This window comes from Tepidibacter hydrothermalis (assembly GCF_029542625.1).
In the GTDB taxonomy this organism is placed as follows: Bacteria; Bacillota; Clostridia; order Peptostreptococcales; family Peptostreptococcaceae; genus Tepidibacter_A; species Tepidibacter_A hydrothermalis.
The window spans coordinates 451,921-467,775 of the sequence record NZ_CP120733.1; the positions used below are offsets into that span (position 1 = coordinate 451,921).

At 31.1% G+C, this 15,855-nt stretch carries 22 protein-coding genes; all 22 read left to right on the forward strand.

Features of this window, described 5'->3' with window-relative positions; translation table 11 throughout:
* Positions 1-5: 5 nt before the first annotated feature.
* The 22 genes from P4S50_RS01840 (at position 6) to P4S50_RS01945 (ending at position 15,855) form a co-directional block, all read left to right on the forward strand.
* Positions 6-269: a hypothetical protein gene (locus P4S50_RS01840; RefSeq protein WP_277732809.1), complete on the forward strand. Its 264-nt coding sequence runs from the start codon at positions 6-8 to the stop codon at positions 267-269.
* Positions 259-984: a JAB domain-containing protein gene (locus tag P4S50_RS01845; protein ID WP_277732810.1), complete on the forward strand. Its 726-nt coding sequence runs from the start codon at positions 259-261 to the stop codon at positions 982-984. Before P4S50_RS01840 ends, P4S50_RS01845 begins: the two co-directional genes overlap by 11 nt.
* Positions 985-997: 13 nt before the next feature.
* Positions 998-1,237, forward strand: coding sequence for a hypothetical protein (locus P4S50_RS01850; RefSeq protein ID WP_277732811.1), 240 nt, complete (start codon positions 998-1,000; stop codon positions 1,235-1,237).
* A gap of 15 nt (positions 1,238-1,252) precedes the next feature.
* The gene (locus P4S50_RS01855; protein WP_277732812.1) at positions 1,253-2,215 is read left to right on the forward strand and encodes a DUF3991 and toprim domain-containing protein; all 963 of its coding nucleotides are present in this window, start codon (positions 1,253-1,255) and stop codon (positions 2,213-2,215) included.
* A gap of 260 nt (positions 2,216-2,475) precedes the next feature.
* Entirely contained in the window at positions 2,476-2,802 is a 327-nt protein-coding gene (locus P4S50_RS01860) for a cupin domain-containing protein (protein ID WP_277732813.1), read from the forward strand.
* Between the two features lie 21 nt (positions 2,803-2,823).
* On the forward strand, positions 2,824-3,144 hold the full coding sequence (locus tag P4S50_RS20220; RefSeq protein ID WP_416390146.1) for a plasmid mobilization protein: 321 nt from the start codon (positions 2,824-2,826) through the stop codon (positions 3,142-3,144).
* Complete coding sequence (locus P4S50_RS01870) at positions 3,093-4,049, forward strand: relaxase/mobilization nuclease domain-containing protein (protein WP_277732814.1); 957 nt, start codon at positions 3,093-3,095, stop codon at positions 4,047-4,049. Before P4S50_RS20220 ends, P4S50_RS01870 begins: the two co-directional genes overlap by 52 nt.
* 19 nt (positions 4,050-4,068) lie before the next feature.
* Positions 4,069-4,266: a hypothetical protein gene (locus P4S50_RS01875; protein ID WP_277732815.1), complete on the forward strand. Its 198-nt coding sequence runs from the start codon at positions 4,069-4,071 to the stop codon at positions 4,264-4,266.
* A 167-nt stretch (positions 4,267-4,433) separates the two neighbouring features.
* Positions 4,434-5,573, forward strand: a complete 1,140-nt coding sequence (locus tag P4S50_RS01880) for a methyl-accepting chemotaxis protein (protein WP_277732816.1) — start codon at positions 4,434-4,436, stop codon at positions 5,571-5,573.
* Between the two features lie 437 nt (positions 5,574-6,010).
* Positions 6,011-6,238 (forward strand): hypothetical protein, encoded by a 228-nt coding sequence (locus tag P4S50_RS01885; RefSeq protein WP_277732817.1) that lies wholly within the window; start codon positions 6,011-6,013, stop codon positions 6,236-6,238.
* A 331-nt stretch (positions 6,239-6,569) separates the two neighbouring features.
* Positions 6,570-8,666, forward strand: a complete 2,097-nt coding sequence (locus P4S50_RS01890) for a VirD4-like conjugal transfer protein, CD1115 family (protein ID WP_277732818.1) — start codon at positions 6,570-6,572, stop codon at positions 8,664-8,666.
* 45 nt (positions 8,667-8,711) lie between these two features.
* On the forward strand, positions 8,712-9,062 hold the full coding sequence (locus P4S50_RS01895) for an Mbov_0395 family pilin-like conjugal transfer protein (protein WP_277732819.1): 351 nt from the start codon (positions 8,712-8,714) through the stop codon (positions 9,060-9,062).
* A gap of 58 nt (positions 9,063-9,120) precedes the next feature.
* Positions 9,121-9,351 carry a DUF6133 family protein gene (locus P4S50_RS01900; protein ID WP_277732820.1) on the forward strand — a complete coding sequence of 77 codons (231 nt, stop codon included), beginning with the start codon at positions 9,121-9,123 and terminating at the stop codon, positions 9,349-9,351.
* Positions 9,352-9,426: 75 nt separating this feature from the next.
* Positions 9,427-10,266, forward strand: coding sequence for a conjugal transfer protein TrbL family protein (locus P4S50_RS01905; protein ID WP_277732821.1), 840 nt, complete (start codon positions 9,427-9,429; stop codon positions 10,264-10,266).
* A gap of 14 nt (positions 10,267-10,280) precedes the next feature.
* Positions 10,281-10,490: a mercury transporter gene (locus tag P4S50_RS01910; RefSeq protein WP_277732822.1), complete on the forward strand. Its 210-nt coding sequence runs from the start codon at positions 10,281-10,283 to the stop codon at positions 10,488-10,490.
* An 18-nt stretch (positions 10,491-10,508) separates the two neighbouring features.
* Positions 10,509-10,832 carry a hypothetical protein gene (locus P4S50_RS01915; RefSeq protein ID WP_277732823.1) on the forward strand — a complete coding sequence of 108 codons (324 nt, stop codon included), beginning with the start codon at positions 10,509-10,511 and terminating at the stop codon, positions 10,830-10,832.
* 13 nt (positions 10,833-10,845) lie between these two features.
* Positions 10,846-11,253: a prepilin peptidase gene (locus tag P4S50_RS01920; RefSeq protein WP_277734647.1), complete on the forward strand. Its 408-nt coding sequence runs from the start codon at positions 10,846-10,848 to the stop codon at positions 11,251-11,253.
* 55 nt (positions 11,254-11,308) lie between these two features.
* Positions 11,309-11,629 (forward strand): hypothetical protein, encoded by a 321-nt coding sequence (locus tag P4S50_RS01925; RefSeq protein ID WP_277732824.1) that lies wholly within the window; start codon positions 11,309-11,311, stop codon positions 11,627-11,629.
* A 268-nt stretch (positions 11,630-11,897) separates the two neighbouring features.
* Complete coding sequence (cpaB, locus tag P4S50_RS01930) at positions 11,898-12,737, forward strand: Flp pilus assembly protein CpaB (RefSeq protein ID WP_277732825.1); 840 nt, start codon at positions 11,898-11,900, stop codon at positions 12,735-12,737.
* Entirely contained in the window at positions 12,724-13,548 is an 825-nt protein-coding gene (locus tag P4S50_RS01935) for an AAA family ATPase (protein WP_277732826.1), read from the forward strand. The genes cpaB and P4S50_RS01935 overlap by 14 nt, the downstream gene beginning before the upstream one ends.
* The gene (locus P4S50_RS01940; RefSeq protein ID WP_277732827.1) at positions 13,545-14,933 is read left to right on the forward strand and encodes a CpaF/VirB11 family protein; all 1,389 of its coding nucleotides are present in this window, start codon (positions 13,545-13,547) and stop codon (positions 14,931-14,933) included. Before P4S50_RS01935 ends, P4S50_RS01940 begins: the two co-directional genes overlap by 4 nt.
* A complete protein-coding gene (locus P4S50_RS01945; RefSeq protein WP_277732828.1) occupies positions 14,926-15,855 on the forward strand; it encodes a hypothetical protein in 930 nt (309 codons plus the stop codon). The genes P4S50_RS01940 and P4S50_RS01945 overlap by 8 nt, the downstream gene beginning before the upstream one ends.

The window sequence follows — 15,855 nt, forward strand, 5'->3', positions numbered from 1 at the left end:
ATGGAATGAATAAAGATTTTGCTATTAGAAAAGAAAGAGTAGTTGAACAGATATCTCAGATTTTAAATGTGGATCAAGAAGTAGATGCTAGGATTAAAAATACAATTAAAGAAATAGGGATTGAAGCTTTCTTATTCAATATCGATACCTTAGATTTTCCAGATGAGATGAAAGAAAGAGTAAATGCATTAAAGGAGATTATTCAACTGAATGATATCTATGGAAAAGCTTTTTATTCTGCAAAAGGAGGTAATATGGATGACAAATAGGATTCAATATGAGGACAGCTTCTTAAAAAGTATTAATAAGCTAACAGGAATTCCAATAAACAAAATCAGAAAGTATGCCAAAGAGAATAATCCATTCAATATTTTGGAGCACCCATTAGTAGTAGAACCAAATGAAAAACAATTAGAAAGAATATGTAAGCTAAATGAATTTATTGCATCCTATAATGTCTTTAGAATGAATGAAGAAGAAAATAGAATCAAGTTTAAATCACCAAAAGATGCAGGACAATATTTCTTAGCTTTACTTGGAGGGAAGAGAGACCATGAAAGATTTATGGTAGCTTTTTTAGATAATAGTAACAGTATTATTGAAACGAGGACTGTATCAGAAGGAGATATAGCAAGTGCAGTTGTTTATCCTAGAAAAATTCTAAAAATGGCTATGGCAAATGATTGTAAAAGTATTATGATAGCACATAATCATCCAGGAGGCTCCATTAATCCATCAAGAGAAGATAAAGCATTAACGCAAAGAATAGTAGATATTTTTCAGCCATTAGATATTAGAGTACTAGACCATATTATCGTAGGCGGGGGAAAGTATTCATCAATGGCTGAAGATGGATATTTACCTAGCGAGGTTTCAGATAAAGCTAATTATGAACCAATATCATTAGATGGCAAACATCAAATAGAAGAAAGAATTATGACATATGAGAATGATTTTGAAGAAGATGAAGAAATGGAGATATAGGGGGAATGGGATTATGAATAATAGAGAAAAAAACAGTGAAACCTTATGTTGGATATTAGGATTTAATTATGAAGCAAAATCAAAGGTAAGAAAATATGTTAAAGAATCTGGAATGAAAAGTTTTTTATTAAGCTATAAAACATTAGAATTTACATTGGAAGAAAAAGAAAAAATAGGTATATTAAAAAGAGTATTAGAAACATTTGATGGAGATATTGAAACTATTGATTTTGGTGAGGACGATGATTATTAAAGGAAGGTGGATATCATGGCTAGAGAATTACGTAGATTTAGTGATGAGCAAATTAATCAGGCAAATGATATAAACATTATTTCTTATGCACAAAGCAGAGGATATGAAGTCAAAAAAATATCTCCAAGATCTTATAAAATTCCTGGTTATGGTGGACTTTATATAGATGGGAATGGACATCGGTGGAATTGTTTTTCAAGGGGAACAGGTGGTGGAGCAATACAGTTTGTTATGGAAATGGAAGGTAAGACGTGGGTAGAAGCAATTAAGCAGCTTTTAGGTATTTCACAGGATGAACTTCCCTTTATTCCACCACCACCTAAGGAAATTGAAATAAAAAGTGATTTAGAAATTCCTGAAAAGAATGATACTTACAAGCATATTTTTGCTTACTTGATTAAGACGAGAAAGCTAGATGGTGATATAGTAAATCAATTTGTAAAGGATAAAAAAATCTATGAAGATACGCATCATAATTGTGTATTTGTTGGATATGATGAAGAGAATAATCCTAAGTTTGCAAGTGTGAGGGGAACCAATACTAATAAAAAATTTCGTAGAGATATAGAGAACTCAGATAAAGGGTATCCATTTTGCCAAGAAGGCAGAAGTGATATCCTTTGTATATTTGAAAGTGCTATTGATCTTATGAGTTATTTGACACTTTTAAAGCTGCATGGCGTAGTAGAATTTCATCATCATATGCTTTCAATGGGAGGAACATCTTATATTCCAATTGAAAAATATTTAGAGAAAAATCCTAATATAACTAACCTGATATTATGCCTTGATTCTGATGATGAAGGTAATTTTTTTTCACAGAAGATTAGAGAAAAGTTTGGTGAGAAATATGAAGTAGCAAGGCATATCCCTAAAAGAAAAGATTTTAATGATGAGTTAGTAGCTTTTAGTGAAAAGGCTAGGGTTATTGAAAAAACAAAAGAAACAACAGTTATTGAAGAAGAATGTATGGTATAATTTGTAGCAGGGTTAAGGATTATAATTTTTTATTCAATATCCAAAACAGACCAAAATAAATCAGTTAGGATTTAAGAGGGCAAGCTTCCACTTTGTTAAACAAAGTGCTTGATGGAAAGTGTCCCATGCCCTATTAATACTTGGGAGCGTTGCTCCCAAACCCTCAAAAGACAACTTTGATAAACTGTAACTGATGTTACGGAAGTAATCGAAGATATGATATATAATATTGATTATATCTATGAAAGTGAGGGTTTAAAATGATTGAAAAATTATATAAGTATAGCACAACAGATGAAAAAGCTGTAGAAAAAATTATTATGGACGAGAATATTAATTATATTCACATGGTGTTTAACAAGAATGAAGGTTTACCAGAACATTATTCAAACTCTAATGTTTACATGACGGTTTTAAGAGGTGTTTTATCAATAGGGTTGAATGATCAAGAAATTCATGAGTATAAGAAGGGGGATATATTACAAATACCTTTCAATACGAAAATGAAAGTTAATAATTTACATGATGATGTATTGGAATTAATTGTTGTAAAAGCACCTGCCCCTTCAAATTATAAACAAAACTAGAGTATTAAAGGAAGTGGTTGCATTAACAAATCAAGATTCATAGGTTTTCGAGTCACAGAAAATGAATACCGAAAAATCGAAAAGAAAGCCCAAAAATCAAAAATGAATATCAGTCAATACGTATCCCTGTCAGCACTTGGCAGGGATATTGTTGTTATTGAGGACTTAAAAGAGCTAACCCATCAATTATCAAAGGTAGGAACAAATCTTAATCAAGTAACCATGCTTGCCCATCAAGGAAAAGTAAATACAGTTGATCTATCATCCGTTAAAAAGGTGGTGGAAGAAATATGGCAGTTATTGAATTCATTAACGGAGAAAACAAAACGTACGGGGCGATGAAAAAAGTAATTGATTATATCACGAACCCTGCTAAAACTGAGCCACATCTTATAGATGGACATAATTGCGATATTAACAATGCATATCATCAATTTGTTCTAACTAAAAGAAATTACAACAAGGAAACAGGTAGACAATATATCCATGTTACTCAAAGCTTTGCACCTTATGATAAAGTAACTCCTGAAGAAGTAAAAAAGATAGCATATGAATTATTGCAAATGGAATTCTTTAAAGGGTTTGAAGTAGTCTATGCAGTTCATACGGACAAAAATCATTTGCATACCCATTTTGTTGTTAATACAGTAAATGCGGAAACAGGTCTCAAATGGAAACAGAGTGCAGAGCAGCTTCAACTATTAAAAGATTATTCAGATGATTTATGTAGAAAGAGAGGATTAATCATTACTTATGGTAAAAAAGGTAATCACAAAAATAGAGGAGAGTATCGAACCAAAGATAAAGGACAAAGCTGGAAATATGAATTATATTTAGCAGTTAAAAAGGTGAAATGGTGCTCTAAAAGTAAAGAAGATTTTATAAGCAACATGGAAAAGTTAGGATATAAGGTTGATTGGAGTGATGAAAGAAAATATATCACTTTTACAACACCAAGCGGTAAGAAATGCAGGAACAGAAAATTGTATCCACCAGAGAAATTCACAAAAGAGGCTCTACTAAAAGCATTCGATCTTAATAATCAAAGGGCAAAGGACAAAGAACTAAAAAAACGTATAGATCTAATATTATCATTAGTATATATGATTCAGTCAAATCCAGATTATGATAAAACTAAGAAATATCCATTATCAACACTTGAAGGTGTGGCTTTAAAAGATGAAATTGCAGAACTAAAAAAAGGAAAGGGGTTGGATTGGGATAAAGAAAGTGCTAGAGAAATGTAAAGGAAAAGGGGATGAGAAAATGATTTTCAATGAAACAGAATTAAAACTGATCTATGCAAATCTTATAGGATATGTGGGGCTAAACCCCAATATTGACTATAAAAGTGAAAAAGCTATTGCTGCGGTACTAGATAAAATTGAAGGTGTTCTACCTGAAATTTCAAGGCATTTACTATCAATATCTATTTTCAAAACCACAATAAAAAATATTGAATAAAACCTTATAATGTGTTAAAATGAAAAATAGTGCGAAAATAGACAGAAGAAAGAGGTCAAATAATGAAAAAAATATCAATCTTTAACGTGATTATTTTTTGCTACATCCTATTTACTGAAGTTATAGTATATGGATTATACAAAGTTATTAGATTTAATAGCAATTATATGTATGATGTATCAATCCTTCTAATTTTACCGCTATTAGGGTCTTTCATTTTACATGTTATTTTAGTTAGGCCTATTAACGAATTGATTAACCGTTCCCAAACTGTATTAGATGGAGATTTGACTGAAAAAGTTAAAGTAGAAGCTATAGGTGAGATAGGATTACTTGCAACTACTGTTGATAATATGACTAAAAGTCTTCGTAATATAATTACTAAGATTCAAATAGATACAAATAATTTAACAAATGCTACAATGCCACTATCAGCAGCCACAGAGCAATCTATGTGTTCAACACAATCCCTTGCAGCATCAACAGAAGAAATTTCAGCACTGTGTGAAAATCAAACTTCATCAATTGAATCTTTTCAAGCGACACTTGAAGAAATATCAGCTTCCGTAGAAGAAATATCAGCTTCAACGCAACAATCAAGTGCAACTGCAAACCTTGCTGTTGAAACTTCTCAAAATGGTGTAGATGCAGTCGACGATGTATTTAATAAATTGATTGCAGTTGAAAATAAATCAGAAGAATTACAACAAATTGTAAATGGGTTAGAACATGAATCTAAACAAATCACACAATTTGTTGGAGTTATTTCAGTTCTTTCAGAACAAACTAATATATTAGCATTAAATGCTGCAATTGAAGCATCTAGAGCAGGAGATGCTGGGAAAGGTTTTTCAGTAGTAGCTGAAGAAGTGAGAAAACTTGCTGAGGAATGTGCTGAAGCAGCAAAGAACATCATTACTCTTAATACTAAAAATTTAGATGTAACTAAAAGCGCTGTAGCTTCAATTATTGATGTTAAAAACGAGGTTTCCTTTAGTCGAGATTTAGTTGAAAAAGCAAAACAATCACTAAAAATAATTATAACTAGTACCAATGAAATTGATAGTAATTCAGCCAACATTGCAGAATCAGTTGAACAACAAGCTTCAGCAATAGAATACATAAACAAGGCACTAGAAGAAGTCGTGACAACCTCATCTGAAATAGAAGCAACAACTCAACAGTCTAATGCTGCAACTGAGAAACAAGTGAGTGCATCGGAAGTTATAAATGAATCTGCTAAAAACCTACAAAATGTATCAGAAGAACTTCGAGAGTTGACAAAACAATTTAAAATAAAAAAATAATTGACAAAAGAATTTTGAGTTGTGAATGCTGTTCTTAATTGCAACTTCACTTTTTTTAAAGTGGAGTTGTTATTTTATTTTTATTTGTACAGTACTCTCATTATTTACGATTCTGAGAAAAAATTCCATTCAAAAGTTCTTATAACTATTAATTGTATTTGCTTCGTTCATTATAAATACAAAAGTTACCAATTGGCGGTTATGTACCAAACAAGGACGGTAAAATGTGAATTCCATTTGACAATTTTCAATATATAAAGTATCCTTTAAAGGATGAGAGATTAATATAAAGGAAGGTTTTAACAGCTAATGATTTTATAAAATACAAAAATTTAATAGGAAAGTTAAGTAATGTTGAAGTAAGAATATGGTATAACTATCATGATATAAATATCATCAATAAGATAGACAAATATTTACCGATAAAAGTTCAAGCTATGCAAGCTCATTTTTTAAGAAATAAGTATAGAACAGAAGCTAGAAAATTAATGAAAGATAGAAAACTTGCAAAGTATTTAGATATTAACAACTGTAATTTAGCCTTTGAATATTACGAAAATAAATATATTAAGCAGGGATATAGTAATAATTCACTTTATGAAAAAATACTAGATGCTTCAACTAGAACAAATAAAATGGTAAACAAAAGTTTGGGAATGATATAATATTTAACTATAAAATGTGTTGTAAACTCAGAACTATTTAAAATACTTTAAGAAAAATCTTAAGGTGTTTTTTTTATTATTACTAATGTATTAGTTAAAAATTATTGATAGAATTCGTCTTAAATTGTGAATCAACTAGAATCATTAAGGGTAAATACAATTTTATACTGGACTTGCTCTTTTCTTATAGATTCAAAACCTATATAAAAATCTATCTTACTAGATTACTTTTTTGTTTCAGAAATAATTTCAATCAAAACTGGTTCTAACATGAGGATTATGAAAAATTAGAACTTGTAAAATATGATAGGCTTTAACTTTGAGGTGAGATATGAAGTATAAAAAACAAAAATTAATTATAGCAGCACTAATATTTCTTGTAGGTTTATGGATAAATATATATTTTTCCACGAACCTACATTTTTTATTAACAAAGCAGATGGAGGTACTATCATTCATCCCAATAAAAGATTGCATGATTAGCATGGCGACAAGTAAAGCACACTTGTCGTTATTTTTATGCTTGCAAGGATTTAGTTTTCTATTTGCAGTCTTTTATTATATTGCAAATCACAAACCTTATCAATCTGAATTAGTTGAGGTTACTCCACAAATATCAACACCTGTAGCAGCAGGGCAAAAGCAGTTTGGCTCAGCTAAATGGCTAACAGATAAAGAAAAGGACACTGCTTTTGAAAGCTTTATTATAGAGAGCAATAATGATGGATTCAAACCATTATTAGATGCAAATAAAAGAGAGCTAGAAAAAATTAATCAAGATGAAAGGAGCATTTTAAATGAAAAAGAACAAGAAAAAAATTCAAAATTGGGAGAACTCAAAGAAAAACAGACCACCACTAAAAGTGAATGCAAACATGAAGATGCCCAAGAACAAGATGATCAGAAAAAATATCAATTACCAAAAATAAAGAGTGGTGGTATTGTTATTGGATGCAATAAGACAGGAAAAAGTGAAAAGATTTATTATATTGATGAAGATACTCATACCTTATGCATTGGAGCTACACGTTCAGGAAAAACAAGAACTGTTGTCTTACAGACCATCGGAACCATTGGACTTGCTGGAGAAAGTATGATTTTGAGCGATCCCAAAGGTGAAATTTATACATATACCTATACCTTCTTAAAAAATATGGGTTATGAGGTTATATGTGTAGATTTTAAAAACCCACTAAAAAGTGATAGATATAATTTTCTTCAACCTGTCATTGATGCAATAGATAAAAATGATATTCCAAAAGCAGTAGAGGCGACCTGGGATTTAACAGCATCCTTAGTCCCTGAGAACAGTCATAATGAAAAAATCTGGACCAATGGTGAAGCAAGTATTATTGCCAGTGCTATTATGGCGGTTATTTATGACAATAGAAATGGTAATGATAGAAGGTTTCAAAATATGAGTAATGTATATTTCTTTATCAGCGAGATGTGTAAAACCATTGATGGAACAATGCCACTTCTAAAGTATATGAAAAATATACCTACAAGCCATCCAGCAAGAGCATTGCTTTCAATTAGTGAAGTTGCACCAAGTAAAACGAGAGGAAGCTTTTATACTTCAGCGCTAACAACACTAAGGCTTTTCACAAATCCACTTATCCACTCTATGACAGAAAAAAGCGATTTTGATCCTAATGCAATAGGAGAAAGGAAACAAGCAATTTTTATCATATTGCCTGATGAAAAAAGTACTTATTATAGTTTAGCTAGTTTATTTGTAAATCAAAGCTATATGCAGCTTGTAAAAAATGCTGATGAAAGAGGTGGTAGATTAAAAAAGCGTGTAAATTTCATGCTTGAGGAATTTGGTAACTTCGTAAAAATTCCTGACTTTGCTAATAAGCTAACTGTTGGTGGTGGTAGAGGAATTAGATTTAATCTATTTCTACAGAGCTTTATGCAATTAGATGAAAAGTATGGCAAAGAAACAGCAGGAACAATCAAATCAAATTGTGAAACATGGATTTATCTCCAAGCAGATGATTTAAATACCCTTGAAGAAATATCAAAAAAACTAGGTAATTACACAGTATCAACCTATTCTCTTAGCTCTTCTCATGGAAGATATTCTACTCCTTCAAGTTCCCATAGTATCAACTTAACACATAGAGCATTATTAACTGTTGATGAAGTAAGACTTCTAAGCAGACCTTACAGTTTAATCACTTCGAGAAATCATCCTGCGATTATGTATTCGCCTGATTTATCGGAGTGGTTTTTTAATAAAATTTTTGGACTAGGAGATAAAGAACATAACCGTAAAATTCGTGAATATCGAGAAGAAATAAGAGAACAACGGCAATCTAAAAATGAAATAGATACATGGAATATTTGGGAGTATTTTATGGAAGAAGGCAAAAGTAGCAAACAAAATCAATATTCTCAAAGATCATCTATGAAAATTTAATAAGCTAATAGAATTTATGAACCAACATGAAGGGAGGTGTGTTAGATGAAGATTAAGAGATATTTAAAGAAGATTAAAAAAGATATGAGAATTTTCCTTATAACCATATCTGCAATGATGGTAAATTCCCCAGCTGTATTAGCAGCTAATGATGTTAAAAACAGTCAAATTGTAAAGGGAACAGAAAAACTAATCAAAGATCTTACAACATGGTTGATGGTGCTTGCTCCAATTGTTGGAGGACTACTGATTATTTACTTCTTCATTAGAAGAAGTGCAGCAGATGAAATGGATACAAAAAAATGGAATAATCGCATTACAACAGCCATTGTTTCAGTAATTGGTGCAGTTTTAGCATCAGCAACACTCAATTTAATCATAGGTTATTATGTCTAATTTAAGATGTAAAACTGAAAAAATAAACAATATTAAAATTATGGAGGTATTAAAGAAGATGAAAAAATTAATGAATAAGGTACAAGAAAAAATGATGAGAGTAGGAATTGTGACAAGAAACGTAATGACTAGCACTAGTGGAGAAGGATTTGTGGATAGTGCAGTGAAAATCTTGATTTCAGTTGTAATTGGAGCACTGTTACTTGCAGGACTTTATAAACTTTTTGGTGATACTATTTTGCCAACATTAACTCAAAGAATTAAGGACATGTTCAATTTCGCAGGATAATATTAGGCAAACAATAAAGTGGCTTGCGAAGTATTTCGCAGGCTGCTTTTTAAAAATTAGAGGGAGGTGTATGAATTGGAATTTGTCATTATGCTATTAATAGGTGCTATTTTGACTGGGTGTCTTGAGTATGTGAATACATTACTGGATGGACTTGTACCTATTGCACTTCATGCAGAAAATTATATGTATACACTCCTTGGTACAAGTGGTATTAGTGGAATATTTGACATATTTTTTGCATATGGTGTTTCTCTTATCATATTGAAATTCTTAAAAAAAGGATTTGAAAGATATATCCTATGGACAGAGGGAGATGCTGATACAGAACCGATTATACTTTTAACAGGATTTTTCAAATCACTAGCAATAGCTATATGCTTTCCTACTATGTACGGTTGGCTTGCAGAAATAGTATCAGATTTAAGCAATCAGTTAATCAACAGTATATCAGGAGATATGGGTACAGATTTTAGTACAATCATTACTGGAATAACAAGTGCAGGCATATTTACAGGGATTATATCACTAATCTTCTTTATTTGCTTTTTTATTCTGTACATTCAATTTCTAACAAGAGGACTTGAAATATTAATACTTAGAATTGGTCTCCCACTTGCTTGTGTTGGTTTAATGGACAATGACAATGGTGTATTTCGTTCTTATATACAGAAATTTTTTCAAAGTACAATGGCAGTGCTAGTTCAGATAGTGTTAGCAAAACTAGGCGTTGCTCTTATGCTCAATACCCATATATTTTGGGGACTTGCAGCGTTACTATTAGCACTTAGAACACCCAAATTCCTACAAGAGTTCCTTATCATTTCAGGTGCTCAAGGTGGTGGCGGTATGATGAATAAAGTTTATTCTACTGCAAGAATTTATCAAATGGGCAAATCAGTATTTACAAAATAAAGGATGGTGAAGGAATGGAGATTTTAAAAGATTTAGCACTAGCCTTTATTATGCTCATTCGTATTGGGGCAGTTTTAAGAATTGTATATTGCTTTATCTGCATGGGAGCAGATGAAGAGCAAAGTACAACCTATAAAAAGCGTATTAGAAACACCATTATATTTTATATTATGGCTGAATGTGTTTGGGTGATAAAAGATTTAGTAATGAGCTATTATATGTGACTTAGGAGGTGAATGTGAATGGAAGAAAAGAAAAAGCAGACATTATATATTCCGCAGGGACTAAAAACAAGAGTAGAAATCTTTGATGGATATGGGAAGGAAGAGCTATTTAAAACAATTATAGTGACAATCATTGCAGGAATAATAGATGTACTACTTTATTTGATTTTTAAAAATACAGTAATGAGTGTAGTTTTTATCCTTGTTGCCATAGCAGGAAGTGTAATGATGCTAACAAAAGATACTTCAAATACTTCAGTAGTAGATCAGGTTAGCTTTATGATTAAGTTTGCAAAATTTCAGAAGAAATATAAATACAAATATTTAGATGAATGGAAGTGAAATAGTGGATTTAATGATTATCAAAGGCTGTTTATTTGTAGGAATACTAATGGTAGCGGGATATATTGATATAAAAACAAAGACCATTCCAGATTGGATTCATATATTAATCATTCTTGCAGGATTTATCAAGGTAAATCTAATGGAGTCAATGATAGGATTGATTATTGTACCACTACCATTTTTTATAATGGCATGTCTAAAAGAAAATAGCATAGGTGGTGGAGATATAAAGTTAATGGCTGCCTGCGGAGTTTTTCTTGGAGTGAAAGGAGGAGTTATGGGGAGCGTTATTGGACTTGTAATTGCAGTAGTTGTAAACGGAGTGTATTATGCTATAAAGAATAAGGATAAGAATATTGGATTTGCGTTAGCTCCTTATCTTGGAATTGGGAGTTTTGTATCTTTTTTATTACTTTAAACCTACACCCATGATACAATTAAATATAATTCAAGAAAAAGCTAGGGGTGAGATAATGTCAAAGAAGAAAAAGAAAAGATACAGAGGACATTACTGTAAAATATGCGGTGAAATAAAATCAAATGAAAAATTCAATGGTAAAGGTCATAAAAATCATATATGTAAGTCATGTGCAAAACTATCGCAATTAGATAAAAATGAATTAGTTCATTTGAGAAAAATTGAAAATATAGAACTAAGTGGATTTGTTCTTTCAAAAGCTAATATAGAAAAGTTAAAGAGCTATTCTAAAAATAGTAAATACCCAAAGGTACAGAAATATGCAAAGCAGGTGCTAAACTATTATAATGAAAGAATAGAAGAACACAAAGAATGAAAAGAAAGTGAAGAAATAAATGAAGATGGAATATGCGAATATTTAGAAGATGATGATAGATATTTAGTACAAGAAAGAGATAATGAGTTGCCATTTTAATATTATTCAAATATCACCATTATTTGAACAACAGATTTTAAGAGAAGAAAAAATAACATACATAAATATTAATTCAAAAGCATTAACATTTATTAATTTTAGAGTCATAGATTTAGCTTTCAATCAATGGTTGAGGGCTTTTTTGATACCCAAAAGGAGGAGTTTAAATATGAAATTATTAAGAAACAGAACCATCTTAGGGGTAGCATGTATCGTGCTATCCCTTATTATTTGTTTTGGATTGACACCACTTTTTAATAATGCAATCGTAGCAAAGACTAATGTGATTAGAGTATCAGAAAACATTGCTAAAGGTGAATTAATAACATCTAAAAAAGTTCAAACTGTAGAAGTTGGAGGATACAATCTACCTGACTCAGTCCTAAAAAATCCAGAAAACATAATAGGTAAATATGCAAAAGCAGATTTATATAAGGGAGATTATATCTTAAATACAAAAGTATCAGACAATCCCCTTGCTAACTATGAATATCTATATGATTTCAATGGAAGCGAAAGAGCTATATCAGTAAGTATCAAAAGCTTTGCAGCAGGACTTTCAGGAAAATTGCAAGCTAGGGATATCGTATCTATTATGGTATCAGAGTATGGAGAATTAAAAGAAACTATAAGTCCTGAACAACTTCAATATGTACAAGTTTTAGCAGTAACATCAGGTACAGGAATGGATACAGATGAATATGCAAACAAGGAAGATGAAAGAATCGAAAAAGATAAAGATCTTCCAGCAACGATTACTTTTAGAGCATCTCCAGAACAAGCAAAATTACTTACAGAGCTTGAAGTAAAGGGTAAAATTCATGTTGTATTTGTTTATAGAGGAAACAAATACAACTCTGAAAAATTCTTAAAAGAACAAGCTAAAATATTATCAGGAAATGAAGAACAAGTAGTACAAGAAAAAAACTTAGAAAATAATGAGGCTTCAACTGATGTGAAAACCACTGAAAATACTTCAGGAGAGGATGATGGCAATGCAGAAGAATAAAATTATTGCAGTATGGGGAAATCACAATAGTGGGAAAACAACTCTTGCTGCAAAAATTGCAAATGAATTATCAAAGAAAAAGAAGAATGTCATCCTTGTGCTTTGTGATAATATAACACCTACAGTAAGTACAATTCTGCCATTGACAGATGCCAAAAATCAATCATTAGGAGAGTTACTTTCTTCAATTCAGATTACACAAGAAAGTATACTACAAAAATGCATTACCTTAGGGAAAAATGATTATTTAAGTGTTATAGGATATTTGCATGGTGAAAATGAAAGAACTTATGCAAAGTACAGCAAAGAAAGGGTGGTAGATTTATTTATACTTTTGAAGCATTTGGCAGATTACATTATTATTGATTGCAGCAGTTTAGTATCTTACGACATATTATCAAGGACAGCTCTTGAATTAGCAGATCAGGTCATTCGTCTTATAAGTCCTGATTTAAAGGCGATTAGCTTTTATGATTCTTGCTTGCCACAATTTGCTGAAAGAAAGTATAATCTTCAAAATCATATGAAGGTGCTTTCAAATGTTAAATATACTATGCCAACAGATAGTGTGGCAAATAGGTTTGGCGGTGTACCTTTAGAAATTCCTTTTATAGAAGAAATCGAAAAACAGTATTTAGAAGGACGATTATTTGAGAGTTTAGCAGATAAAAAAAGCCAAGACTATGTTAAAGCAATTAATGAGATTATAGCTATCATAGAAGGTGCAAAGGAATTGCCAGAGAAAGTAAAAGAAAAAAGGCAATTTAATAATCCATTAAAAGGATTTAAATGGATGCGAGGTGCTAAATGATGAATAACATATTACTAGATTCTCCACAAAACATTAGAGAGTTTTCAGATATTCTTCATGAAGTACAAGAATACATTTCAGGAAAATATGCTTTACTAATATCAGATGATAGCGAAAGACAGAAGGAACAAATAAAGTCGTATATTACAAAATATTTAATGGATTATTCTCTAGCAGTTGAGGACTTAACTCTTGATGAATTAGTGGAAAAATTATATTCAGAAATGGCAGAGTACTCATTTTTGACAAAATATCTATTTAGAAATGATATAGAGGAAATCAATATTAATTCATGGCAGGATATAAAAGTAACCTATTCAAATGGTGAGATATTACCAATAAAGGAGCATTTCAATTCACCAAAACACGCTGTTGATGTGATGAGAAGATTGCTTCATAAAAGTGGTATGATATTAGATCATTCACAGCCTATTGTAGTTGGACATTTATCAGAAAAGATTCGTATTACAGTACTAGGGCAAGGTGTAATTGATCCTAACATGGGTGTTGCAGTTTCAATCAGGATAGTAAATCCTAAGAAACTTGTAAAAGAGGATTTTATAAAACATCATACTGCAAATGAAGAAATGCTTGAGTTCTTAAGTTTAGCCCATAGATATGGCGAAAGTATGTGCTTAACAGGAGCTACATCAAGTGGTAAAACAACTTTAATGAGCTGGATTTTATCAACGCTTCCAGATAACAAAAGAATTTATACTATTGAAAATGGAACAAGAGAATTTAATCTTGTGAAAAGAAATGAAAAGGGTGAAGTTATCAACAATATTATCCACACAGTTACAAGACATAGTGATGATCCAAAGCAGAATATTACCATGGTAAAGCTTCTTGAAACAGGATTAACAGTTAATCCTGATTATATATGTGTTGCAGAAATGAAATCAGAGGAGGCGTTCTTTGCTCAAGAAGCAGCGAGAACAGGTCATGGAGTAACCACTACAATTCATGCTAGTTCATGTATTGCTACCTATTATCGTATGGTAACTTTATGTAAGCAGCGTTATGATATGGATGAAAGAACACTATATAATCTTGTGACAGAAGCATTTCCAATAGTAGCATTTTGTAAGAAATTAGAGGACAATTCACGTCATATCATGGAAATAACGGAATGTGAAATTAAAGATGATGGCACAAGAAATATTAGAACCCTTTATAAATTCAATGTAACGGACAATAGTATGGTTGATGGAAAACTAAAAATAATAGGGGAATATGAAAAAGTAAATGATATGTCGAAGTCACTGCAAAAGAGGTTACTTGAAAATGGGATGCCTAGAAACATCCTTCAAACGTTCATAGGCTGGTCGCAGAAAAAATCTGCTGCTCGCCCATGCAGCCTGGGTGGTGAATCAAATGAATAGCATGATTTTAATAGCTTTCTTAGGATTAGTAACAGGCTCTTTTATATTACTTGAAACATCGCCCTTTGAAATGATGAAGGAAATATCAAAATTATTTGATAAAAAAGAGCAGTCTTTAAAAAAAAAAATAAAAGATGCTACATCAACCAAAAAGAAAAAGGGGATAAGAAAATTAATTGAAGAAACAAAGGAAATATTAAAAGCTACAAATAAAGAAGGTAGTTTTACAAGGATTTGCATTGTATCTTTTACATTATTGATAGTAGGAATATTAATGGCAGTGTTAATAAACAACATGTTTTTAATTCCTGTATTGGCAATAGGTTTTTCATTATTCCCCTTTTGGTATGTGAAATTTACAGCTACTAAGTGGAAGAAAGAGCTGAATGGTGAATTAGAAACTGCTTTATCGGTAATTACCACATCTTATATGAGAAGTGAAAACATTATTACTGCTATTGATGAAAATATTAATTATATCAATCCACATGTACATGATGTATTCAAAGTTTTTCTAACTCAAACCAAGTTAATCAATTCAAATATAAAGATAGCACTTGAGGGTCTTAAATATAAGATTGATAGTGCTGTTTTTCATGAATGGGTGGATGCGGTTATTGATTGCCAAGAGGATAAGAATCTTAAAAGCACATTAACACCTATTGTATCGAAGCTATCAGATATGAGAATTGTATCCGCAGAATTAGATTATTTGCTTTATGAACCTGTAAAAGAGTTTATTACTATGGCAATTCTTTTAGTTGGTAATATTCCTTTAATGTATTTTCTAAATAAGGATTGGTTTAATACATTGATGTTTACTACTATTGGGAAATTAATACTTGCCATATGTGCTGTGGTGATTTTCATATCCCTTGCAGCAGTTATTAGGTTATCAAAACCTGTTGAGTATAAGAGGTAG